The organism is Variovorax sp. 01T432 (assembly GCF_056398605.1).
Genome location: NZ_JBFTPS010000001.1, coordinates 275,071 through 295,364, shown reverse-complemented (window position 1 = coordinate 295,364; position 20,294 = coordinate 275,071). Strand labels below are relative to the sequence as shown.

General features: G+C 64.9%; 17 protein-coding genes. 7 read left to right on the top strand and 10 right to left on the bottom strand.

Translation table 11 applies throughout. The features are described from left to right. Positions 1–11: 11 nt before the first annotated feature. Both iscR and uvrB read right to left on the bottom strand, forming a co-directional pair. Positions 12–548: a Fe-S cluster assembly transcriptional regulator IscR gene (iscR, locus tag AC1DNF_RS01485; RefSeq protein ID WP_478146749.1), complete on the bottom strand. Its 537-nt coding sequence runs from the start codon at positions 546–548 to the stop codon at positions 12–14. Between the two features lie 216 nt (positions 549–764). Continuing rightward, positions 765–2,885: an excinuclease ABC subunit UvrB gene (gene uvrB, locus AC1DNF_RS01480; protein ID WP_478146748.1), complete on the bottom strand. Its 2,121-nt coding sequence runs from the start codon at positions 2,883–2,885 to the stop codon at positions 765–767. A gap of 108 nt (positions 2,886–2,993) precedes the next feature. Here uvrB and AC1DNF_RS01475 point away from each other — a divergent pair, with 108 nt between their 5' ends. The 4 genes from AC1DNF_RS01475 to AC1DNF_RS01460 all read left to right on the top strand — a co-directional run bounded on the left by AC1DNF_RS01475 (position 2,994) and on the right by AC1DNF_RS01460 (position 7,043). After that, on the top strand, positions 2,994–4,190 hold the full coding sequence (locus AC1DNF_RS01475; protein ID WP_478146747.1) for an amino acid aminotransferase: 1,197 nt from the start codon (positions 2,994–2,996) through the stop codon (positions 4,188–4,190). Positions 4,191–4,357: 167 nt separating this feature from the next. Then, entirely contained in the window at positions 4,358–5,755 is a 1,398-nt protein-coding gene (locus tag AC1DNF_RS01470; protein WP_478146746.1) for a polyhydroxyalkanoate depolymerase, read from the top strand. 17 nt (positions 5,756–5,772) lie between these two features. After that, positions 5,773–6,411, top strand: coding sequence for an RnfABCDGE type electron transport complex subunit B (locus tag AC1DNF_RS01465; RefSeq protein WP_478146745.1), 639 nt, complete (start codon positions 5,773–5,775; stop codon positions 6,409–6,411). Beyond that, positions 6,408–7,043 carry a LysE family translocator gene (locus tag AC1DNF_RS01460; protein ID WP_478146744.1) on the top strand — a complete coding sequence of 212 codons (636 nt, stop codon included), beginning with the start codon at positions 6,408–6,410 and terminating at the stop codon, positions 7,041–7,043. The genes AC1DNF_RS01465 and AC1DNF_RS01460 overlap by 4 nt, the downstream gene beginning before the upstream one ends. 19 nt (positions 7,044–7,062) lie before the next feature. On the opposite strand, the gene AC1DNF_RS01455 is transcribed toward AC1DNF_RS01460, so the two are convergent. From AC1DNF_RS01455 to scpA, 6 genes are read right to left on the bottom strand one after another with little or no spacing between them, the layout of a single operon-like run. Next, positions 7,063–7,539: a VOC family protein gene (locus tag AC1DNF_RS01455; protein WP_478146743.1), complete on the bottom strand. Its 477-nt coding sequence runs from the start codon at positions 7,537–7,539 to the stop codon at positions 7,063–7,065. After that, the gene (gene bioB / locus AC1DNF_RS01450; RefSeq protein ID WP_478146742.1) at positions 7,536–8,576 is read right to left on the bottom strand and encodes a biotin synthase BioB; all 1,041 of its coding nucleotides are present in this window, start codon (positions 8,574–8,576) and stop codon (positions 7,536–7,538) included. Before bioB ends, AC1DNF_RS01455 begins: the two co-directional genes overlap by 4 nt. After that, complete coding sequence (locus tag AC1DNF_RS01445) at positions 8,577–10,670, bottom strand: ATP-binding protein (RefSeq protein ID WP_478146741.1); 2,094 nt, start codon at positions 10,668–10,670, stop codon at positions 8,577–8,579. It abuts the gene before it with no gap. 20 nt (positions 10,671–10,690) lie between these two features. Then, entirely contained in the window at positions 10,691–12,223 is a 1,533-nt protein-coding gene (locus tag AC1DNF_RS01440; protein WP_478146740.1) for an acyl-CoA carboxylase subunit beta, read from the bottom strand. Continuing rightward, a complete protein-coding gene (meaB, locus tag AC1DNF_RS01435) occupies positions 12,220–13,317 on the bottom strand; it encodes a methylmalonyl Co-A mutase-associated GTPase MeaB (protein ID WP_478146739.1) in 1,098 nt (365 codons plus the stop codon). The genes AC1DNF_RS01440 and meaB overlap by 4 nt, the downstream gene beginning before the upstream one ends. A gap of 2 nt (positions 13,318–13,319) precedes the next feature. Continuing rightward, positions 13,320–15,479 (bottom strand): methylmalonyl-CoA mutase, encoded by a 2,160-nt coding sequence (gene scpA, locus AC1DNF_RS01430; RefSeq protein WP_478146738.1) that lies wholly within the window; start codon positions 15,477–15,479, stop codon positions 13,320–13,322. Between the two features lie 124 nt (positions 15,480–15,603). Here scpA and AC1DNF_RS01425 point away from each other — a divergent pair, with 124 nt between their 5' ends. Next, positions 15,604–16,251 carry a GntR family transcriptional regulator gene (locus tag AC1DNF_RS01425; RefSeq protein WP_478146737.1) on the top strand — a complete coding sequence of 216 codons (648 nt, stop codon included), beginning with the start codon at positions 15,604–15,606 and terminating at the stop codon, positions 16,249–16,251. A 150-nt stretch (positions 16,252–16,401) separates the two neighbouring features. On the opposite strand, the gene AC1DNF_RS01420 is transcribed toward AC1DNF_RS01425, so the two are convergent. Next, positions 16,402–17,196 (bottom strand): IclR family transcriptional regulator, encoded by a 795-nt coding sequence (locus tag AC1DNF_RS01420; RefSeq protein WP_478146736.1) that lies wholly within the window; start codon positions 17,194–17,196, stop codon positions 16,402–16,404. Between the two features lie 107 nt (positions 17,197–17,303). Between AC1DNF_RS01420 and AC1DNF_RS01415 the strand changes: the two genes are divergently transcribed. Beyond that, on the top strand, positions 17,304–18,293 hold the full coding sequence (locus AC1DNF_RS01415; protein ID WP_478146735.1) for a Bug family tripartite tricarboxylate transporter substrate binding protein: 990 nt from the start codon (positions 17,304–17,306) through the stop codon (positions 18,291–18,293). A gap of 16 nt (positions 18,294–18,309) precedes the next feature. Continuing rightward, on the top strand, positions 18,310–19,188 hold the full coding sequence (locus AC1DNF_RS01410) for a TauD/TfdA dioxygenase family protein (RefSeq protein WP_478146734.1): 879 nt from the start codon (positions 18,310–18,312) through the stop codon (positions 19,186–19,188). A 23-nt stretch (positions 19,189–19,211) separates the two neighbouring features. On the opposite strand, the gene dusA is transcribed toward AC1DNF_RS01410, so the two are convergent. Further along, a complete protein-coding gene (dusA, locus tag AC1DNF_RS01405; RefSeq protein WP_478146733.1) occupies positions 19,212–20,198 on the bottom strand; it encodes a tRNA dihydrouridine(20/20a) synthase DusA in 987 nt (328 codons plus the stop codon). Positions 20,199–20,294: the final 96 nt, after the last annotated feature.

Sequence of the window (20,294 nt, the reverse complement as noted above, 5' to 3'; positions counted from 1 at the left end):
GCCCTTCCCGATCAGGACTTGGCGAAGGCATTGCCCAGTGCGAACACCGAATTGGGTGCATTGACCCTGATTGGCTTCACCACCGGCTGCGCAGAAATCGCACGTTTCACGGCAGGCTTGTTTTCGACCTGCACGCCCTTGGCGAGTTGGTCGTCGACCAGCTTCTGCAGGGTGACCGAGTCCAGGAACTCGACCATCCGCTGATTGAGCGAAGCCCAGAGTTCGTGGGTCATGCAACGCCCCGCCTCGCCCAGGCAGTTTTCCTTGCCGCCGCATTGCGTGGCGTCGATTGGCTCATCGACCGAGACAATGATGTCGGCCACGGTGATTTCCGAGGCCTTGCGGCCGAGCGAATAACCGCCGCCCGGCCCACGGGTCGATTCGACCAGCTCATGACGGCGCAGCTTGCCGAACAGCTGTTCGAGGTAGGACAACGAAATCTGCTGCCGCTGGCTGATTGCGGCCAGCGTGACCGGACCGGTGTTCTGGCGCAGCGCCAGGTCGATCATGGCTGTAACCGCAAAGCGGCCTTTGGTAGTGAGACGCATCGCAAGCTCCTTGAGTGCTTACCGTTGAAATGACACCATGGCCGGCGGCCGCGGTGACTTCGTCTCCGCCCTGCCCGATTCCTGCGCCGCTGGTGAGGCAATTGATAGGATTCGGACCTTCATCGCGAAGTTTCTCTGTTGTTGAGTATTTCACTCAACTATAACAGAAAGCCCTTTGGGTTGCTCGGGTAAACCCGCTTGCCGGCCCAAGGGCCCTCACGCCCCACCGGGCGGAATGGTGATGTTGTCGTGTCCTGCCGCGCCGAACGCCTGCTCGCGCAGCTCGGCCAACTGGTCGCGCACCCGCGCGGCTTTCTCGAACTCCAGATTGCGGGCGTGCTCCAGCATGAGCTTCTCGAGCCGCTTGATCTCGCGAGCGACATCCTTCTCGGACATGTCCTCGACCTTGGCGCGCTCGAGTTCGCGCTTCGCGGCTTCCTTGCCGCTCTTCTCACTGTACACGCCGTCGATCAGATCGCGTACCTGCTTGACGATGCTTCGCGGCGTGATGCCATTGGCTTCGTTGTGGGCGAGCTGCTTTGCCCGACGCCGTTCAGTCTCGCCGATGGCTTTCTTCATCGACTCGGTCATGCGGTCGGCATAGAGAATTGCCTTACCGTTGAGATTTCGCGCCGCCCGTCCGATTGTCTGGATCAGTGAACGTTCGGCACGCAGGAACCCTTCCTTGTCGGCATCCAGAATCGCCACCAGCGAAACCTCCGGTATATCGAGCCCCTCTCGCAAGAGATTGATGCCGACGAGCACATCGAAAGATCCCAGGCGCAGATCCCGCAGGATCTCGACCCGCTCGACCGTGTCGATGTCGCTGTGCAGATAGCGCACCTTGACACCGTTGTCGCTCAGGTAATCGGTCAACTGCTCCGCCATGCGCTTGGTCAAGGTCGTGATCAGCACGCGTTCATTCTTGTCGACGCGCAGGCGGATCTCCTGAAGCACGTCGTCCACCTGGTGGGTAGCGGGCCGGACTTCGACTTCAGGGTCGATCAGCCCGGTCGGCCGCACCAGTTGCTCGACCACGTTGCCCGCATGATCGATCTCGTACTGTGCCGGCGTCGCCGAGACGAAGATGCACTGCCGCATGCGGGTCTCGAACTCGTCGAACTTCAATGGCCGGTTGTCCAGCGCCGAGGGCAGCCGAAAGCCGTACTCGACCAGGGTGGTCTTGCGGGCCCGGTCGCCGTTGTACATGCCGCCTAGCTGGCCGATCATCTGGTGGCTCTCGTCTAAGAACATGAGCGCGTCCTTCGGCAGATAGTCCGTCAGCGTCGCGGGCGGTTCGCCCGGCGCCGCGCCTGACAAGTGGCGGCTGTAGTTCTCGATGCCCTTGCAGTGGCCGATCTCGGCCAGCATCTCGAGGTCGAATCGGGTCCGCTGCTCGATCCGCTGCGCTTCCACCAACTTGCCCTCCTTCAGGAAGTGCTTGAGCCGCTCGTCGAGTTCCAGCTTGATGGTTTCGACCGCGCTCAGCACCTTGTCGCGGGGCGTCACGTAATGGCTCGACGGATACACCGTGAAGCGGGGAATCTTCTGCCGGATGCGCCCGGTGAGCGGGTCGAAGAGCTGCAGCGACTCGATTTCGTCATCGAACAGCTCGATGCGGATTGCGAGCTCGCTGTGCTCGGCAGGGAACACATCGATCGTGTCGCCGCGCACCCGGAAGCTCCCGCGGGCGAAATCCTGCTCGTTGCGCGTGTATTGCATCCGAATCAGGCGGCCGATCACGTCTCGCTGGCCGATCTTGTCGCCGACCCGCATGATGAAACGCATCTGCGTGTAATCCTCGGGCGTGCCGATGCCGTAGATCGCGCTCACCGTTGCCACGATCACCGTGTCGCGCCGCTCCAGCACACTCTTGGTGGCCGACAGGCGCATCTGCTCGATGTGCTCGTTGATCGAGCTGTCCTTCTCGATGAACAGATCCCGCTGCGGCACGTAGGCTTCGGGCTGGTAATAGTCGTAATAGCTGACGAAGTACTCGACGGCGTTCTTGGGAAAGAACTCGCGGAACTCGCTGTAGAGCTGCGCCGCCAGTGTCTTGTTGGGCGCGAACACGATCGCGGGGCGTCCCAGGCGCGCGATCACGTTGGCCATGGTGAAGGTCTTGCCCGAGCCCGTGACGCCGAGCAGTGTCTGGAACACCTCCCCGTCCTGGACGCCCTCGACCAGCCCGGCGATCGCCGCCGGCTGGTCGCCAGCGGGGGGATAGGGCTGGAAAAGCTCGAAAGGCGAGCCGGGGAAGGTGATGAATTCGCCTTCCTTGGCGGCGCCGACGGCATCGGCGTGTCTTTCGGGAATGACTTCGGTGGTTTCTGGCATAGCGTGGACTCAGGGAGGTGGTGGCGCGGCCGGTAAAATTCAAGCCAACCGGGCAGCGTAACGCAGGTCCGGCGTTCACGTGAACCGATCACCCCAAAGGATTCTTCCATGTCAATGTTCACCGCCGTCGAGATGGCACCGCGCGACCCGATCCTGGGTCTCAATGAGCAATACGCCGCCGACAGCAACCCCAACAAGGTCAACCTCGGCGTCGGTGTCTACTACGACGACAACGGCAAGCTGCCCCTGCTGGCGTGCGTGCAGAAGGCCGAGGAGGACATGATGAAGGCGCCTACCGCCCGCGGCTACCTGCCGATCGACGGTATCGCGGCCTACGACAATGCGGTCAAGGGCCTGGTTTTCGGCGCCGACAGCGAGCCGGTGAAGTCCGGCCGCATCGCCACCATTCAGGGACTGGGCGGCACCGGCGGACTCAAGGTCGGCGCGGACTTCCTCAAACATCTCAACCCCAACGCCAAGGTCCTGATCAGCGACCCGAGCTGGGAGAACCACCGCGCCCTGTTCACCCAAGCCGGCTTCGTCGTCGAAACCTATCCCTACTACGACGCCGCCAAGCGCGGCATTGACTTCGAAGGCATGCTGGCCGCGCTGAACGCGGCGCCCGCCGGAACCATCGTCGTCCTGCATGCGTGCTGCCACAACCCCACCGGCTACGACATCACCGCCGCCCAGTGGGACCAGGTGGTCACCGCCGTCAAGGAAAAGAAGCTGGTGGCCTTCCTCGACATGGCCTACCAGGGCTTCGGCTACGGCATCAAGGAAGACGGCATGGCGGTCGGCAAGTTCGTCGACGCCGGCCTGAGCTTCTTCGTCGCCACCTCGTTCTCGAAGAGTTTCAGCCTCTACGGCGAGCGCGTCGGCGCCTTGTCGGTCCTGTGCGAGAGCAAGGAAGAGGCCAGCCGCGTGCTCAGCCAGCTCAAGATCGCGATCCGGACCAACTACAGCAACCCGCCGACGCACGGCGGCGCGGTAGTCGCGGCCGTCCTCGGCAATCCGGAGCTGCGCGCGCTGTGGGAGAAGGAACTCGGCGAAATGCGCGTGCGCATCAAGGCCATGCGCCAGAAGCTGGTCGACGGTCTCAAGGCCGCCGGCGTGAAACAGGACATGAGTTTCATCACCAAGCAGATCGGCATGTTCAGCTATTCGGGCCTCAACAGCGACCAGATGGTGCGCCTGCGCGAGGAATTCGGTGTCTATGGCACCGACACCGGTCGCATGTGCGTAGCCGCGCTCAACAGCAAGAACATCGACTACGTCTGCCAGAGCATCGCCAAGGTGCTCTGAGCCTGTGCGGGCGGCGCGGGCGGCGCGCCGTCGTGGTTAGCCCCATCTTCTTGCCCCCGTCTCCTGCGTGCGGATATCACGGTCGCCTGCAGGGACTGGTGCTGGTCCTCTACTTTGCGTCAAGGGCTGCTGATATATTGCACCGCAACAACTATCGGGTCCCATCGATGCTCTACCAACTCTACGAAGCGCAACGCTCCTTGATGGAGCCGTTTGCCGACTTCGCCCAGGCCGCCTCCAAGCTCTACGGCCAAGGCGCCGTCTTCGGACAGGCTCCGATGGCACAGCGCATGGCCGCCGGTTACGACCTGCTCTATCGCCTTGGCAAGGACTACGAAAAGCCGGAATTCGGCATCAAGACCGTCAAGGTCGACGGCAAGGACGTCGTGATCCAGGAAAGCGTCGAGATCGACAAGCCTTTCTGTCAGCTTCGCCGCTTCAAGCGCTTCACCGACGAGCCGCACATCCTCCAGACGCTCAAGAGCCAGCCCGTGGTGCTGATCGTGGCGCCGCTGTCGGGCCACTACGCGACGCTGCTGCGCGATACCGTGCGCACAATGCTGCAGGACCATAAGGTCTACATCACCGATTGGGTGAACGCGCGCCTCGTGCCGCTGTCCGAAGGCGAATTCCATCTCGACGACTACGTCAACTACGTTCAGGAATTCATCCGCTATCTGCAGGCCGAATATGGCAACTGTCACGTCATCAGCGTCTGCCAGCCGACCGTGCCGGTGCTGGCTGCCCTGTCGCTCATGGCGAGCCGCGGCGAGCAGATCCCGCTGTCGATGACCATGATGGGCGGCCCCATCGATGCCCGCAAATCGCCGACGGCCGTCAACAACCTGGCGATGAACAAGAGTTTCGAATGGTTCGAGAACAACGTGATCTACCGCGTGCCGGAGGGTTTTCCCGGCGTCGGGCGGCGCGTTTATCCGGGCTTCCTGCAGCACACCGGCTTCGTCGCGATGAATCCGGACCGCCATGCAACCAGCCACTACGACTACTTCAAGGACCTGATCAAGGGCGATGACGCCAGCGCCGAAGCGCATCGCAAGTTCTATGACGAGTACAACGCCGTCCTCGACATGGACGCGGACTACTACCTCGACACCATCAGCACCGTGTTCCAGAAGTTCGAACTCGTCAACGGCACCTGGGAAATCAAGAGCCCCGAGGGCGTTCGCGAGCTGGTCCGGCCGCAGGACATTCACTCGATCGGCCTGCTGACCGTCGAAGGCGAACTCGACGACATCTCGGGGTCCGGCCAGACCCGAGCCGCTCACGACCTGTGCACGGGTGTTGCGCCCAACGAACGGCACCACTATGAAGTCAAGGGCGCGGGCCACTACGGCATCTTCAGCGGCCGGCGCTGGCGCGAGCTGGTCTATCCCGAGGTGAAGGCCTTCATCAAGGCGCACGACAAGCCGCAAAAGCGGGCTTCGCAGACTGCCGTGCTGGCAGCCGAAGACACGATCAAGCCCCCTCAGCCTGCCAGGCGCCCCAGGGCGGCGGCAGCGCGCAAGACCGCGCCTGCGAACCGTTCGCGCGCGGCCAAGCACTGAGCAGCCTCCACCAGGCCGTGAACGCCCTGGCCTCACGCATCCTCGACGTCCTGCCGCAGACGCAATGCACGCGCTGCGGTTATCCCGATTGCGCGGGCTACGCCCAAGCCATCGCTGCGAACGAAGCGGGCATCCATCAGTGCCCACCGGGCGGCGCCGAAGGCGTGGCGCGCCTGTCCCGGCTCACGGGGAAGCCGGTCGTGCCCATCTCCCCGCAGTTCGGGGTCGAGGGGCCGCGCGCCATGGCCGTCATCGACGAGGCCTGGTGCATCGGTTGCACGCTCTGCCTGGATGCCTGCCCGACCGACGCCATCGTGGGCATCCACAAACGCATGCACACGGTGATCGAGCCGCACTGCACCGGCTGCGAACTCTGCATCCCGGTCTGCCCGGTCGATTGCATCTCTCTCGAAACGGCCACGCCGGGGTGCAGCGGGTGGCAGGCGTGGTCCCAGCAACAGGCTGACCATGCGCGACAACGCTATGAGGCGCGCACTCAGCGACTTGGGAAGCGAGCGATCGGCAACGCCAAGGCGCCAGAACCTTCCACAATCGAGCCAGCCGCCGCGCCCGACCGCAAGCGCGAGATCATCGAAGCGGCATTGGCCCGCGCCCGCGCAGCCGCCGCATCGCGCTGGGAGGGCAAAAAGACATGACGCTCGACACCCTCGTGCTTTACGCGCTCGCGTCGATCGCCCTCGCCGTCACGCCGGGGCCCACCATGCTTCTGGCTCTCTCCAATGGCATCGCGGGCGGCATGCGCGCCGCAGTCTGGGGCATCGCGGGCGCTTCGATGGGAGCAGCCGTCCTGATTTGCACTGTCGCGCTCGGTCTGGGTTCGCTTCTCGCGGCATCGGAATTGCTTTTCAACGCCCTTCGCGTAGCGGGTGTCGTCTATCTGGCCTGGCTCGGCATCAAGCTCTGGCGCACCCACCCCCTGGACATCGGCGCCGCGCTGGCCGCGTCACCCGTCCAGCCGCTGCGGGGACGGATCGCCTTTCTGCGCAGCCTCACGGTCGCGCTCTCCAACCCGAAAACCCTGCTCTTCTTCGCGGCCTTCCTGCCGCAGTTCATCGACACCACGTACCCGCAAGGTTCCCAGTACGTGCAGCTCGGTACCCTCTTCATCGGCATCGACACCTGCGTGATGCTGAGCTACGCCGCTGCAGGCACCCAGGCCGTGCGCTGGCTCTCGCGGCGCAGCCTGCGCACCCTCAACCGCGGCTGCGCAACGGGCATGTGGCTGCTGGCGGCCACGCTCGCATTCTGGCGCCGCCCCGGCGCCTGAGACCTCGCCGCGAGACTGCCTACGCCGAGGCCAGGGCTGAGAACGCCTTGACCACCTCGGGCGGCGCCTGAACGAGCTCGATCAGCACGCCTTCGCCGGCGATGGGGAATTCATCATTGCTCTTGGGGTGCAGGAAGCAGATGTCGAAGCCCGCGGCTCCCTTGCGAATACCGCCCGGCGCAAAGCGAACACCCTGCGCCGTGAGCCATTCGACCGCCCGGGGCAGATCGTCGATCCACAGGCCCACGTGATTGAGCGGCGTGGTGTGGACGGCGGGCTTCTGCTCCGGGTCCAGCGGTTGCATCAGGTCGACCTCGACCTTGAAGGGGCCGTTGCCGATCGCGCAGATGTCCTCGTCGACGTTCTCCCGCTCGCTCTTGAACGTGCCCGTCACTTCGAGGCCCAGCATCTCCACCCAGAGCTTCTGCAGCCGCATCTTGTCGAGTCCGCCGATGGCGATCTGCTGGACACCGAGCACCTTGAATGGGCGGTTCATTCGCATCCGCCCTGTTCCGTGGTCCGGCGCGCCTGGAGCCCGAGCTTGCGCAGCAACTGCACGTCGGCTTCGACATCCGGATTGCCGGTGACCAGCAGCTTGTCGCCGTAGAAGATCGAGTTGGCCCCAGCCAGGAAGCACAGCGCCTGCACGGCATCGCCCAGTTGCTGGCGCCCCGCGGAAAGTCGAACGCGCGCCTTGGGCATCGTGATGCGCGCCACGGCGATCATGCGCACGAAGTCGAAGGGGTCGATCGGCTCCGAATCCGCCAGCGGCGTTCCAGGCACGCGCACCAGGCTGTTGATCGGCACCGACTCGGGGTACGGGTCAAGATTGGCCAATTGCGCGATCAGGCCCGCGCGATGCACCGGCGTCTCGCCCATGCCGACGATGCCGCCGCAGCACACGCTGATGCCGGCGGCGCGCACGTGGGCGAGCGTGTCGAGCCGGTCCTGGTAGGTGCGCGTATCGACGATGTCGCCGTAGTACTCGGGCGCGGTGTCGAGGTTGTGGTTGTAGTAGTCCAGCCCCGCGGCCTTGAGCGTTTCGGCATGCTGCGCTTCGAGCATGCCCAGCGTCGCGCAGGTCTGCAGGCCAAGGCCCTTGACGGCCTCGACCAGCAACGCGACCTTCTCGACATCGCGGTCCTTGGGCGCACGCCAGGCCGCGCCCATGCAGAAGCGCGTGGCGCCGGCCTCCTTCGCGGCCTGCGCGGCACGCACGACCTCTTCGACCTCCATCAACTTCTGCGCCTTGACGCCGGTGTCGAACTCGGCCGCCTGCGGGCAATAGCCGCAGTTCTCCGGACAGCCGCCGGTCTTGACCGAAAGCAGCGTCGCCAATTCGATATCGCCTTCCGGAAAATGGGCGCGATGCACCGTCTGCGCTTCGAAAAGCAAGTCGTTGAGCGGCTTGTCAAGCAGGGCCTGCACAGCTTCCACCGACCACGGCCCGCGCGCGCCCGAAGGCCCGGAATCCTTGGTCACCGGCCGGTGCAGGGTGACGGCTTTTGCAGCCGAAAGATCGTTGGCTCCCATTTACGCAAACTCCATGATGATCTGATCGACCGAGAGCGATTCACCCTTCGCGGCCGCAATGTTGCTGACAACGCCATCCTGCGTGGCGAACAGCACGTTTTCCATTTTCATTGCCTCGATGACGGCGAGCTTTTCACCCGCCTGCACATGCTGGCCGGGTTGAACCGCGACCTCGACCAGAAGCCCCGGCATCGGCGACATCAGGAATCTGCTCAGATCCGGCGGCGCCTTGTAGGGCATCAGCTTGAGCAGCCGCGAGCCCAGCGGCGAGAGCACCATCGCCTCGAGTTGGGCGCCATTGTGCGATACGCGCAGCGACAGGGGATTCTTCCCCGCCCCGCGCTCGACCTGCGCCGTGAACGCACGGCCGTTGACGGTCCCTTCCACCCGGACGCTCCCCAGGGCCGCGTTGCTGTCGATCTTGTAGCTGTTTGCGTTCACGGCAACGGCGCTGGAGCCCGTCTTCCCCTTGAAATCCGTCACCGAGACCGGCGTATGCACGTGTTCGCCCTTGGCGTCCAGCACGACCACCACGAATTCTTCGCCCACCTTCACGCCGTGACCTTCGAGCTGGCCGCTGATGCCCGAAGCGCGCGCGCGGTAGCGGCGATGCATGTAGGCCGCCAGCGCGACCAGGAAGTCCGGATCGTCGTGCGGCACATCCTCCGCGTGAAAGCCCTTGCCGTAGTGCTCGGCGATGAAGCCGGTATTGAATTCGCCGTTGACGAATCTCGGATGCGCCAGCAGCGCGGCCTGGAACGGTATGTTGCTGCTGACGCCGCGGATCACGAAGCCGTTGAGCGCTTCGCGCATTAGCGCGATCGCATGCTGTCGATCGCGGCCATGCACGATCAGCTTGGCGATCATCGAGTCGTAGAACATCGGGATCTCGCCGCCGTCGTAGACGCCGGTGTCCACCCGAACGCCGCCGAAGGTCTGCCCGCTCCCCGCCTCCGTCTCCGACAGCGGGCCTGGAGAGGCGGGGATGTCCGCCGCGAACATCGTTTCCTTCGGCGGCTGGAAGCGCACCAGGCGCCCGGTCGACGGCAGGAAATTGCGAAACGGATCTTCCGCATTGATGCGGCACTCGATCGCCCAGCCGTTGCGCTTCACGTCCTTCTGCGCGAGCGGCAGCTTCTCGCCGGCAGCCACGCGCAGCATCAGCTCGACCAGGTCGAGCCCCGTGATGGCCTCCGTCACCGGATGCTCGACCTGCAGCCGGGTGTTCATCTCGAGGAAGTAGAAGCTCTGATCCTTGCCGACCACGAATTCCACCGTGCCGGCGCTCTGGTAGTTCACGGCCTTGGCCAGCGCCACCGCCTGCTCGCCCATGGCCTTGCGCGTGGCGTCGCTGATGAAGGGCGAGGGGGCCTCCTCGATGACCTTCTGGTGGCGCCGCTGGATCGAGCATTCGCGCTCGTTGAGATAGATCACATTGCCGTGCGCATCGCCCAGCACCTGGATCTCGATATGGCGGGGCTCCTCAACGAACTTCTCGATGAACACGCGATCGTCCCCGAAGCTGTTGCGCGCCTCGTTGCGGCAGGAGGTGAAACCTTCGAACGCGTCCTTGTCGTTGTAGGCCACTCGCAGGCCCTTGCCGCCGCCGCCGGCCGAGGCCTTGATCATCACCGGGTAGCCGACCTCCCTGGCGATCTCGACAGCTCTCTGCGCCGACTCGATCGCGTCGTTCCAGCCCGGAATGGTGTTGACCTTAGCCTCGCTGGCCAGCTTCTTCGATGCGATCTTGTCGCCCATCGCGGCGATCGAATAGTGCTTGGGGCCGATGAAGACGATGCCCTCCTCCTCGACCTTCCTCGCGAAGCCCTCGTTCTCGGAGAGGAAGCCGTAGCCCGGATGCACCGCCTCGGCGCCCGTCTGCCTGCAGGCGGCGATGATGCGCTCGGCCTGCAGATAGCTCTCGCGGCTGGGCGATGCGCCGATGTGCACCGCCTCGTCGGCGAGCTCGACATGGCGGGCATCCTTGTCGGCGTCCGAATAGACGGCGACAGTCAGGATGCCCATCTTCCTGGCGGTCTTGATGATGCGACAGGCGATCTCGCCTCGGTTTGCAATCAGGATCTTCTTGAACATATTCTTCCTATCACCGGGGGTCAAAGCGGAATGTTCCCGTGCTTGCGCCACGGGTTCTCCAGCTTCTTGTCGCGCAGCATCACGAGGCTGCGGCACAGGCGTTTGCGCGTCTCGCTGGGCAGGATCACGTCGTCGATGTAGCCACGCGTGCTGGCCACATAGGGGTTGGCAAAGCGGGCCTTGTACTCGGCCTCGCGCGCTGCCAGTTTCTCGGGGTCGTTCTTGTCCTCGCGGAAGATGATCTCCACCGCGCCCTTCGCCCCCATCACCGCGATCTCGGCGCGCGGCCAGGCCAGGTTGACGTCACCACGCAAATGCTTCGACGCCATCACATCGTAGGCGCCTCCATAGGCCTTGCGCGTGATGACGGTGATCTTCGGCACCGTGCACTCGGCATAGGCATAGAGCAGCTTGGCGCCGTGCTTGATGATGCCGCCGTATTCCTGACTGGTACCGGGCATGAAGCCGGGCACGTCGACAAAGGTGACGACCGGAATGTTGAAGGCGTCGCAGAAGCGAACGAAGCGCGCCGCCTTGATCGACGACTTGATGTCCAGGCAGCCGGCGAGCACCAGTGGCTGGTTGGCGACGATGCCGATGCTCTGCCCCTCCATGCGCGCGAAGCCGATCACGATGTTCTTCGCGTAGTCGGGCTGCAATTCGAAGAAGTCGCCGTCGTCGACCACCTTCACGATCAGCTCCTTCATGTCGTAGGGCTTGTTCGGGTTGTCCGGCACCAGCGTGTCGAGCGACAGGTCGGCGCGGTCGGCCGGGTCGCCGCTCGGGCGCACCGGCGGCTTCTCGCGGTTGTTGAGCGGCAGGTAGTTGTAGAGCCGCCGCAGCATCATCAGCGCCTCGACGTCGTTCTCGAAGGCCATGTCGGCCACACCGCTCTTGGTGGTGTGCGTGATCGCGCCGCCCAGTTCCTCTGCCGTCACGTCCTCGTGCGTCACCGTCTTCACGACCTCGGGGCCGGTCACGAACATGTACGAGCTGTCCCTCACCATGAAGATGAAGTCGGTCATGGCGGGCGAGTACACGGCGCCGCCCGCGCAGGGACCCATGATCATGCTGATCTGCGGAACCACGCCGGAGGCCATGACGTTGCGCTGGAACACGTCCGCATAGCCGCCCAGCGAAGCCACGCCCTCCTGAATGCGGGCGCCGCCCGAATCGTTCAGCCCGATGACCGGCGCGCCCACCTTCATGGCCTGGTCCATGACCTTGCAGATCTTCTCGGCATGCGCCTCGCTGAGCGCGCCGCCGAACACGGTGAAGTCCTGGCTGAAGATGAACACCAGGCGCCCGTTGATCATGCCGTAGCCCGTGACGACGCCGTCGCCCGGGATCTTGTTGTCGGCCATGCCGAAGTCGCTCGAGCGGTGCTCGACGAACATGTCCCATTCTTCGAAGGTGTTGTCGTCGAGCAGCAGTTCGATGCGCTCGCGCGCCGTCAACTTGCCCTTGGCGTGCTGCGCATCGATGCGCTTCTGGCCACCGCCGAGTCGCGCCTGGGCGCGCCGTTTTTCGAGTTGTTCGAGGATTTCTTTCATGACGTCCCGTTGGAAGAGTGGATGTGTGCGTGGCCTGGTTGAGTTGCCTGGGCTGCGAGCAGATTGCGGGCGGCGGTCGATGGCGGGAGTGTGCCCGCGGCGACCTGGGCGATCGTGCCCGGCAGCAGTTCGCGCACGCAGGGGTGATGGCGGAAGGCCTGCTTGAGCCCGGCGTCGATGCGCTCCCACATCCACGCCAGCGCCTGCTTCTCGCGCCGCGCGGCGAACCTGCCATTGGCATTCTGCAGCGCCTTGAACTGAAGCACCGCCGCCCAGAAGGCATCGATGCCGGTGCCGGCCAGCGCGCTGATCTGGATCACCTTGGGCAGCCAGAAGCGCACCTCCGCTTCCGGCGAACCGGGCGCGGCGTGGGCGGCATGCATCACCTGCGCGTGCGCCGGATTGCCGTGATGGCCGAACAGCCGCAGCGCGGACGTGATCTGCGCCTGCGCGCGGGTCGCCGCATCCTTGTCGAGGTCGGCCTTGTTGATGACCACGAGGTCGGCCAGCTCCATCACGCCCTTCTTGATCGCCTGCAGGTCGTCGCCGGCGTTGGGCAACTGCAGCAGCACGAACATGTCGGTCATGCCGGCGACCGCCGTCTCGCTCTGGCCGACGCCGACCGTCTCGACGATCACCATGTCATAGCCCGCGGCCTCGCAGACCAGCATGGCCTCGCGCGTCTTCTCGGCGACGCCGCCGAGCGTGCCCGACGAGGGGCTCGGGCGAATGTACGCGCGCTCGTGCACCGAGAGCTTTTCCATGCGTGTCTTGTCGCCGAGGATGGAGCCGCCCGACACGGTGGACGAGGGATCGATCGTGAGGACGGCGACCCGGTAGCCCTGGTCGATGAGGTAGAGGCCCAGCGTTTCGATGAAGGTCGACTTGCCGACACCCGGTACCCCCGAGATGCCGAGGCGAAAGGACTTGCCGGTGTGGGGCAACAGCGCCGTCAGCAGCGCATCGGCCTGCGCGCGATGATCCGCCCGCGTCGATTCGAGCAGCGTGATGGCCTTGGCGATCGCACGGCGCTGTGCCGGGCCGTCCGCCCCCACCAGCGCCTCGGCCGTCACCGGGGTTCGAGCCACCCGCATGTTCAGGCCGCAACCGCCGCGCGAATCTGCTCCAGTACGTCCTTGGCACTGGCAGGAATGGGCGTGCCGGGGCCGTAGATGCCCTTGACGCCTGCTTCGTACAGAAAGTCGTAGTCCTGCCGCGGGATCACGCCGCCCACGAACACGATGATGTCCTCGCCGCCCTGTTTTTTCAGTTCCTGGATGATGGCGGGCACGAGCGTCTTGTGGCCGGCAGCGAGCGTGCTCACCCCGACCGCATGCACGTCGTTCTCTATCGCCTGGCGCGCGCATTCCTCGGGTGTCTGGAAGAGAGGCCCCATGTCGACGTCGAAGCCGAGGTCGGCGAAGGCGGTGGCGACGACCTTCGCGCCGCGGTCATGCCCATCCTGCCCGAGCTTGGAGATCATCACGCGCGGTCGGCGCCCCTGCTCTTCGGCGAAGGCCGCGATCTCGTGCTGCAGCGCCTCCCAGCCTTCCGCGGAGTCGTAGGCGGCCGCGTACACCCCGGTGACCTTCTGCGTATCGGCGCGATGCCGCCCGTAGACCTTTTCGAGCGCATCGCTGATCTCGCCGACCGTGGCCCGCAGGCGTACCGCCTTGATGCTGAGGTCGAGCAAGTTGCCCTCGCCGCTCTCGGCGGCGGCGGTCAGCGCGTCGAGCGCGGCCTGCACCGCGACGCTGTCGCGCTTCTCGCGGATGGCCTTGAGCTTGGCGATCTGCCCGTCGCGCACCTTGACGTTGTCGATCGACAGGCTGTCGATCGCATCCTCGGTCTTGAGCTTGTACTTGTTGACGCCCACGATCACATCCTTGCCGGAGTCGATGCGCGCCTGCTTGTCGGCGGCGGCCGCCTCGATCTTGAGCTTGGCCCAGCCGCTGGCGACCGCCTTCGTCATGCCGCCCATCGCCTCGACTTCCTCGATGATGGTCCAGGCCGCATCGGCCATGTCCTGCGTGAGCTTTTCCATCATGTAGCTGCCGGCCCAGGGATCGATCACGTTCGTGATGTGCGTTTCTTCCTGGATGATGAGCTGCGTGTTGCGCGCGATGCGCGCGCTGAATTCGGTGGGCAGCGCGATGGCCTCGTCGAGCGCGTTGGTGTGCAGGCTCTGCGTGCCGCCGAACACAGCGGCCATCGCCTCGATGGTGGTGCGCACGACGTTGTTGTACGGGTCCTGCTCGGTCAGCGACCAGCCCGAGGTCTGGCAGTGCGTACGCAGCATCAGGCTCTTGGGGTTCTTGGGGTTGAACTCCTTCATGATCCGGCACCACAGCAGACGCGCCGCGCGCATCTTGGCGACCTCGAGGTAGAAATTCATGCCGATGGCCCAGAAGAAGCTGAGCCGGCCAGCGAAACCGTCGACGTCCAGGCCCTTGGCCAGCGCGGTCTTCACATACTCCTTGCCGTCGGCCAGCGTGAAGGCGAGTTCCAGTGCCTGGTTGGCGCCGGCCTCCTGCATGTGATAGCCGCTGATCGAGATCGAGTTGAACTTCGGCATGTTCTGCGCCGTGAACTCGATGATGTCGCCGATGATCCGCATCGACGGCTGCGGCGGGAAGATGTAGGTGTTGCGGACCATGAACTCCTTGAGGATGTCGTTCTGGATGGTCCCGCTCAGCTGGTCCTGCGCCACGCCCTGCTCTTCGGCGGCGACCACGTAGCCCGCGAGCACCGGCAGCACGGCGCCGTTCATCGTCATCGACACGCTCACCTTGTCGAGCGGGATCTGGTCGAACAGGATCTTCATGTCCTCGACGCTGTCGATCGCCACGCCGGCCTTGCCGACGTCGCCGGTCACGCGCGGATGGTCGGAATCGTAGCCGCGGTGCGTCGCCAGGTCGAAGGCCACGCTGACGCCCTGCCCGCCCGCCGCGAGCGCCTTGCGGTAGAAGGCATTGGACTCCTCGGCCGTCGAGAAGCCGGCGTACTGGCGGATGGTCCACGGCCGCACCGCGTACATCGTGGCCTGCGGGCCGCGCAGGTAAGGCTCGAAGCCCGGCAGCGTGTCGGTGTACTTGAGGCCCTGCAAGTCCGCTGCCGTATAGAGCGGCTTGACGGTGATGCCGTCCGGTGTGATCCAGTTCAGCGCGTTCACGTTGCCGCCGGGCGCGGACTTGGCCGCGGCCTTGCCCCAGGCTTCGAGGGTTGCGGTTTGGAAGATGGGTTCTGGTTTGCTCATGGGGCCGCTTTGCAAGGTCGTGCGAGTGTCGCGAGTGTGTTCGCAGGGACGTAACAGTTCAAGGCAGAGTCTACCCCATCCGTAATTATTAATTCAAAGATCCAAGTTGAGGTACATTCCGGGCATGTCTGCCCTCACCCTCACCCCGCGCGCCCTCTATGAGGAGGTGGCGGAACTGCTGCGCCAGCGCATCTTCAACCGCGAACTCCAGCCGGGCAGCTGGATTGACGAAATGAAGCTCGCGGAGGAGTACGGCATCAGCCGCACGCCCTTGCGCGAGGCGCTGAAGGTGCTGGCGGCCGAGGGGCTGGTGACGATGAAGGTCCGGCGCGGCGCTTACGTGACCGAGGTGTCCGAGAAGGATCTGGCGGACGTCTACCATCTGCTGAGCCTTCTCGAGAGCGATGCCGCCGGCGTGGTGGCCCAGCAGGCAACGGATGCGGAGCTGGCCGAGCTCGAAGCCCTGCACGCCGATCTCGAAACCGCTGCAAGACCCGGCCACGTGGACCGCGAACACTTCTTTGCGATCAACGAGCGCTTTCACATGCGACTGCTCGCCATTGCCAACAACCGGTGGCGCGACCAGATGGTGGCCGACCTGCGCAAGGTGATGAAGCTCAATCGCCACAACTCGCTGCTGAAATCCGGACGCATTGACGAATCTCTGAAGGAGCATCGCGCCATCATGGCGGCACTCAAGGCGCGCGAGCCTGCCCTCGCCATGGCGCGCATGCAGCAGCACTTCCGAAGCGGCCTGGAAGCTGCGGGGTAAGAAGCTCGCCCCCAGGCTGCGCGCACTTCGTGTCGCTTCGCCTTCCCCCCGCCGGGGGCAACACCGGCGGCCCGGCGGAGCCGGTTCCGCGGTGTTCCTCGGCTCGGCACCCGAGGCCGGGCTGGCGCGGGAGCGCCTGGGGCGGACACTTCAGGCTTCGGGGGTGGGGATTCCAATGTCGGCGTTGATTCGGCGCACGGTCTCCAGGAGTTGCGGCGCCACGCGCGCGATCAGCGTTTCGCGCGGCAGCAAATAGGCCGGGCCGCCGCAGCTCACCGCATAGCGCTCGCCGCGCGGACCGCGCAACGAGAAACCCAACGCATGGATGTGCGGATGCCATTCGCCGAATGAACTGCAATAGCCCAGCCGGGCATGCTCGTCCAGGCCCGCCATGATCCTGGGCTCCAGTTCCACCCAGTTCTCAGCGCTCGCCCGCCTGATCTGCGCCAACAACTCGGCCTGCTCGTCCGGGGGCAAGGCCGCGAGGTAGGCCCGGCCCGCCGCCGAAGTCGCGATGGTCATGCGCGATCCAACGTCGATGCGCGAACTGATCAGCGCCGTGCTTGGCCGCACCGAATCGATGATCAACATGTCAAGTTCGTTGCGCACGCCCAAGTGCACGCTGGCGCCCGCGAAATCGGCCAGCGCGGTGAGGTGCGGCCTCGCCACGCCCCGCAGATCGAAATGACGCAGGTACCGATTGCTCATGTCCAGCAAGGCGGGGCCGAGGCTGAAACGGTCGCTGTCGAAGGCCTGCCGCAGATAACCGCTCCCGACCAGCGTGGCCGCCAAGCGCGACACCGTCGCCTTCGGAATGCCGGTCGCCTCGGCAAGCTCGCGGTTGCTCAACGGCCCAGCCGCTTCGCCGACCGCCTTCAGCACGGCAAGGCCCCGGGCCAGCGCCGCGACTTCCTCCTTGCCGGATCCACTTGTCTGCTCAGCCATGACATTCATCTTTTTCAGAACAACGTTTCATATTTTCTCGTAAGCCCGGTTGACGCTTCTCCACAATCCTCTATTATTTCGAAACACTGTTCCATAAAAATCAAGAAATGACGAGACAAGCCCTCCATTCAACCCGCCGCCAGATCCTGGTGGCCAGCGGTCTTCTTGCAGCCGGCATCGGCACCAGCCTCGAGGCGGCCGCGCAGGATTTCCCCAAAGGTCCGGTCAAGATCATCATTCCATTCGCCCCCGGCGGGCCGACCGATACGGTCGGCAGGCTCATTGCCATCAAGCTGCAGGACATCTGGAAGCAGTCGGTCATCATCGACTACAAGCCCGGCGCCGGCACCGCGATCGGCGCCGACTTCGTCGCCAAGGCGCCGCCGGACGGGCTCACCTTCGGCATGGTGAACTCGTCCTTCGCGGTCAATCCATCGCTGCGCAAGAGCCTCCCCTACGACACCCTCAAGGATCTTTCCGGCATCACGCAGATCGCCAACCTGCAACTCGCCATCGTCGCGCGGCCGGATGCGCCCTTCAACACGCTGCCCGAACTCATCGCCTACGCCAAGAAGAACCCCGGCAAGCTCAGCTACGGCACGCCGGGCGCCGGCAGCACGACGCACCTGGGCGCCGAACTGCTCAAGCGCGAGGCCGGCTTCGACATGCTGCACGCGCCCTTCAAGGGCAGCGCGCCGGCGCACACCGAACTCATGGGCGGACGCATCGATCTCGTGGTCGATCCCTTCCTCTCCGTCCTCCCCTTCGTGAAGGCCGGGCGCATGAAGCTGATCGCGACGCTGGGCGACAAACGCATCGAAGGTTTCAACTACCCGACCGTGGCCGAGACCCTTCCAGGCTTCAGCGTGAACGCGCTGCTCGGTTTCGTGGCACCGCACGGCACGCCGCGGCCCATCATCCAGAAGATCCAGGCCGACACGGAGACGGTGCTGCGCAACCCCGAGATGCGCAAGCGCATCGAGGAGCAGGGCATGGAGGTCGTCGCCTCGAAGCCGGAGCAGTTCGATGCCTTCGTGCAATCCGAAATGAAGCGCTGGGCCGTGGTGGTCCGCGAAGCCAACATCCAGGCCGAATAACTCCTTCCGTCCAGCCATGTCCCTCCAACTCAAACCTCTTCATCCCGTCTTCGTAGCCGAGGCCAGCGGCATCGACATCACGCGACCGCTGTCCGACACCGCGCTTCGCCAGATCAACGCAGCGATGAACGAATACGCCGTGCTCGTGTGGCGCGGACAAGCCCTCACCGGGCAGCAGCAGCTCGACTTCGCCAAGTCCTTCGGCCCGCTGGACCTGGGCCTGAAGAAGGTCTTCAGGCGCCCGGAACGCCTGGAAGACGAACGTCTCATCGACATCTCCAACGTCGATGCCCAGGGCAATGTCACGCGGCGCGATTCGCCCAAGAATCTCTCGAACTTCGCCAACCAGCTCTGGCACAGCGACAGCTCGTTCCAGAACCCGCGCGCGGCCTATTCGATGCTGCACGCGCTGGTGCTGCCGAGCTGGGGCGGCACGACCGAATTCACCGATCTGCGCGCCGCCTACTACACGCTGCCCGAGCGCACCAAGGCCGAGCTCGAAGGGCTCAGCGCCGAACACTACGCCTTGCACACCCGCATCCTGCTGGGCGACGAGGCCTACACCGACGACCAGAAGAAGGCCATCGCGCCGGCCGTCTGGCCCCTGGTCCAGACGCACCCGGGCTCCGGCCGCAAGCTTCTCTTCGTGGGCGTCCATGCCCGCGAGATCATCGGCTGGCCGACCGCCGAAGGCCGCATCTACCTGTCGGATCTGCTGGAGCACGCGACGCAGCGGCCCTTCGTCTACAGCCACGAATGGCAGGTGAACGACCTCGTGATGTGGGACAACCGCAGCACGCTGCACCGCGGACGGCGCTATGACATCGCCGAGCGCCGCGAATTGCGCCGCACCACCATCGAGGACGTGCCCGAGGCGCGGCTCATGGCCGCCTGAGCGCGCGACGCCCTCGCCGCCGTTCAGGCGGCCTGCGCGACCGGCTCGTGCGCGATGGCCATCACCTCGTGCGGCGACAGCGTCTTGAGCTTGTGGTCGCTCCACACCTGGCGCCAGCGGCGCGCGCCGGCGAGGCCATTGCGCAGGCCCAGCATGTGGCGCGCCACATTCGACCAGGGCGTGCCGTGCTCGGCCGCTTCCCGCGCCATGTAGTCGCACATGCGCAGCTCGACCGCTTCCCGCGTGAGCGTGGAAGGCGCCTCGCCATAGAAACTTGCATCCCACTCGACCAGCCACCAGGGGTTGTGATAGGCCTCGCGCCCGACCATGACTCCGTCGAGCAGCCGCAAGTGCGCATGAACCTGCGCGCTCTCGCTGAAGCCGCCGTTGATCAGGAAGCGCAAGCCCGGAAAGTCGTGCTTCAGCCGGTGCACCAGCTCATAACGCAGCGGGGGCACCTCGCGGTTCTGCTTGGGAGACAGCCCCTTGAGCCAGGCGTTGCGCGCGTGGACGATGAAGATGCCGCAGCCGGCCTCGCTCACCGCGCCGACGAAATCGCGCACGAACTCGTAGCTCTCGGTCTTGTCGATGCCGATGCGGTGCTTGACGGTGACCGGCACGTCCACCACGTCGACCATTGCCTTCACGCAATCGGCCACGAGCCGCGGCTCGTTCATCAGGCAGGCGCCGAAGGCACCGCGCTGGACACGTTCGCTCGGGCAGCCGCAATTGAGATTGATCTCGTCATAGCCCCATTCCTCGCCCAGCCTCGCGCAGTGCGCGAGATCGGCCGGCTCGCTGCCGCCCAGCTGCAGCGCAACGGGATGTTCCTCGGCGTTGAAGCGCAGGTGGCGCGGCACGTCGCCGTGCACGAGCGCGCCGGTCGTCACCATCTCGGTATACAGCAGGGTGCGGCGCGTGAGCAGGCGATGGAAGAAGCGGCAGTGCCGATCGGTCCAATCCATCATCGGCGCTACAGACATAACCGACGATCTAATCTGTTGATTCATATAGGTATTTTTCTCTGGGCCGCGCTACGAAACCGGGTCGTGTTCAAAATAAGTGCACACGCGATGCACACACGGGAAAGATTCAGGCAATAATCT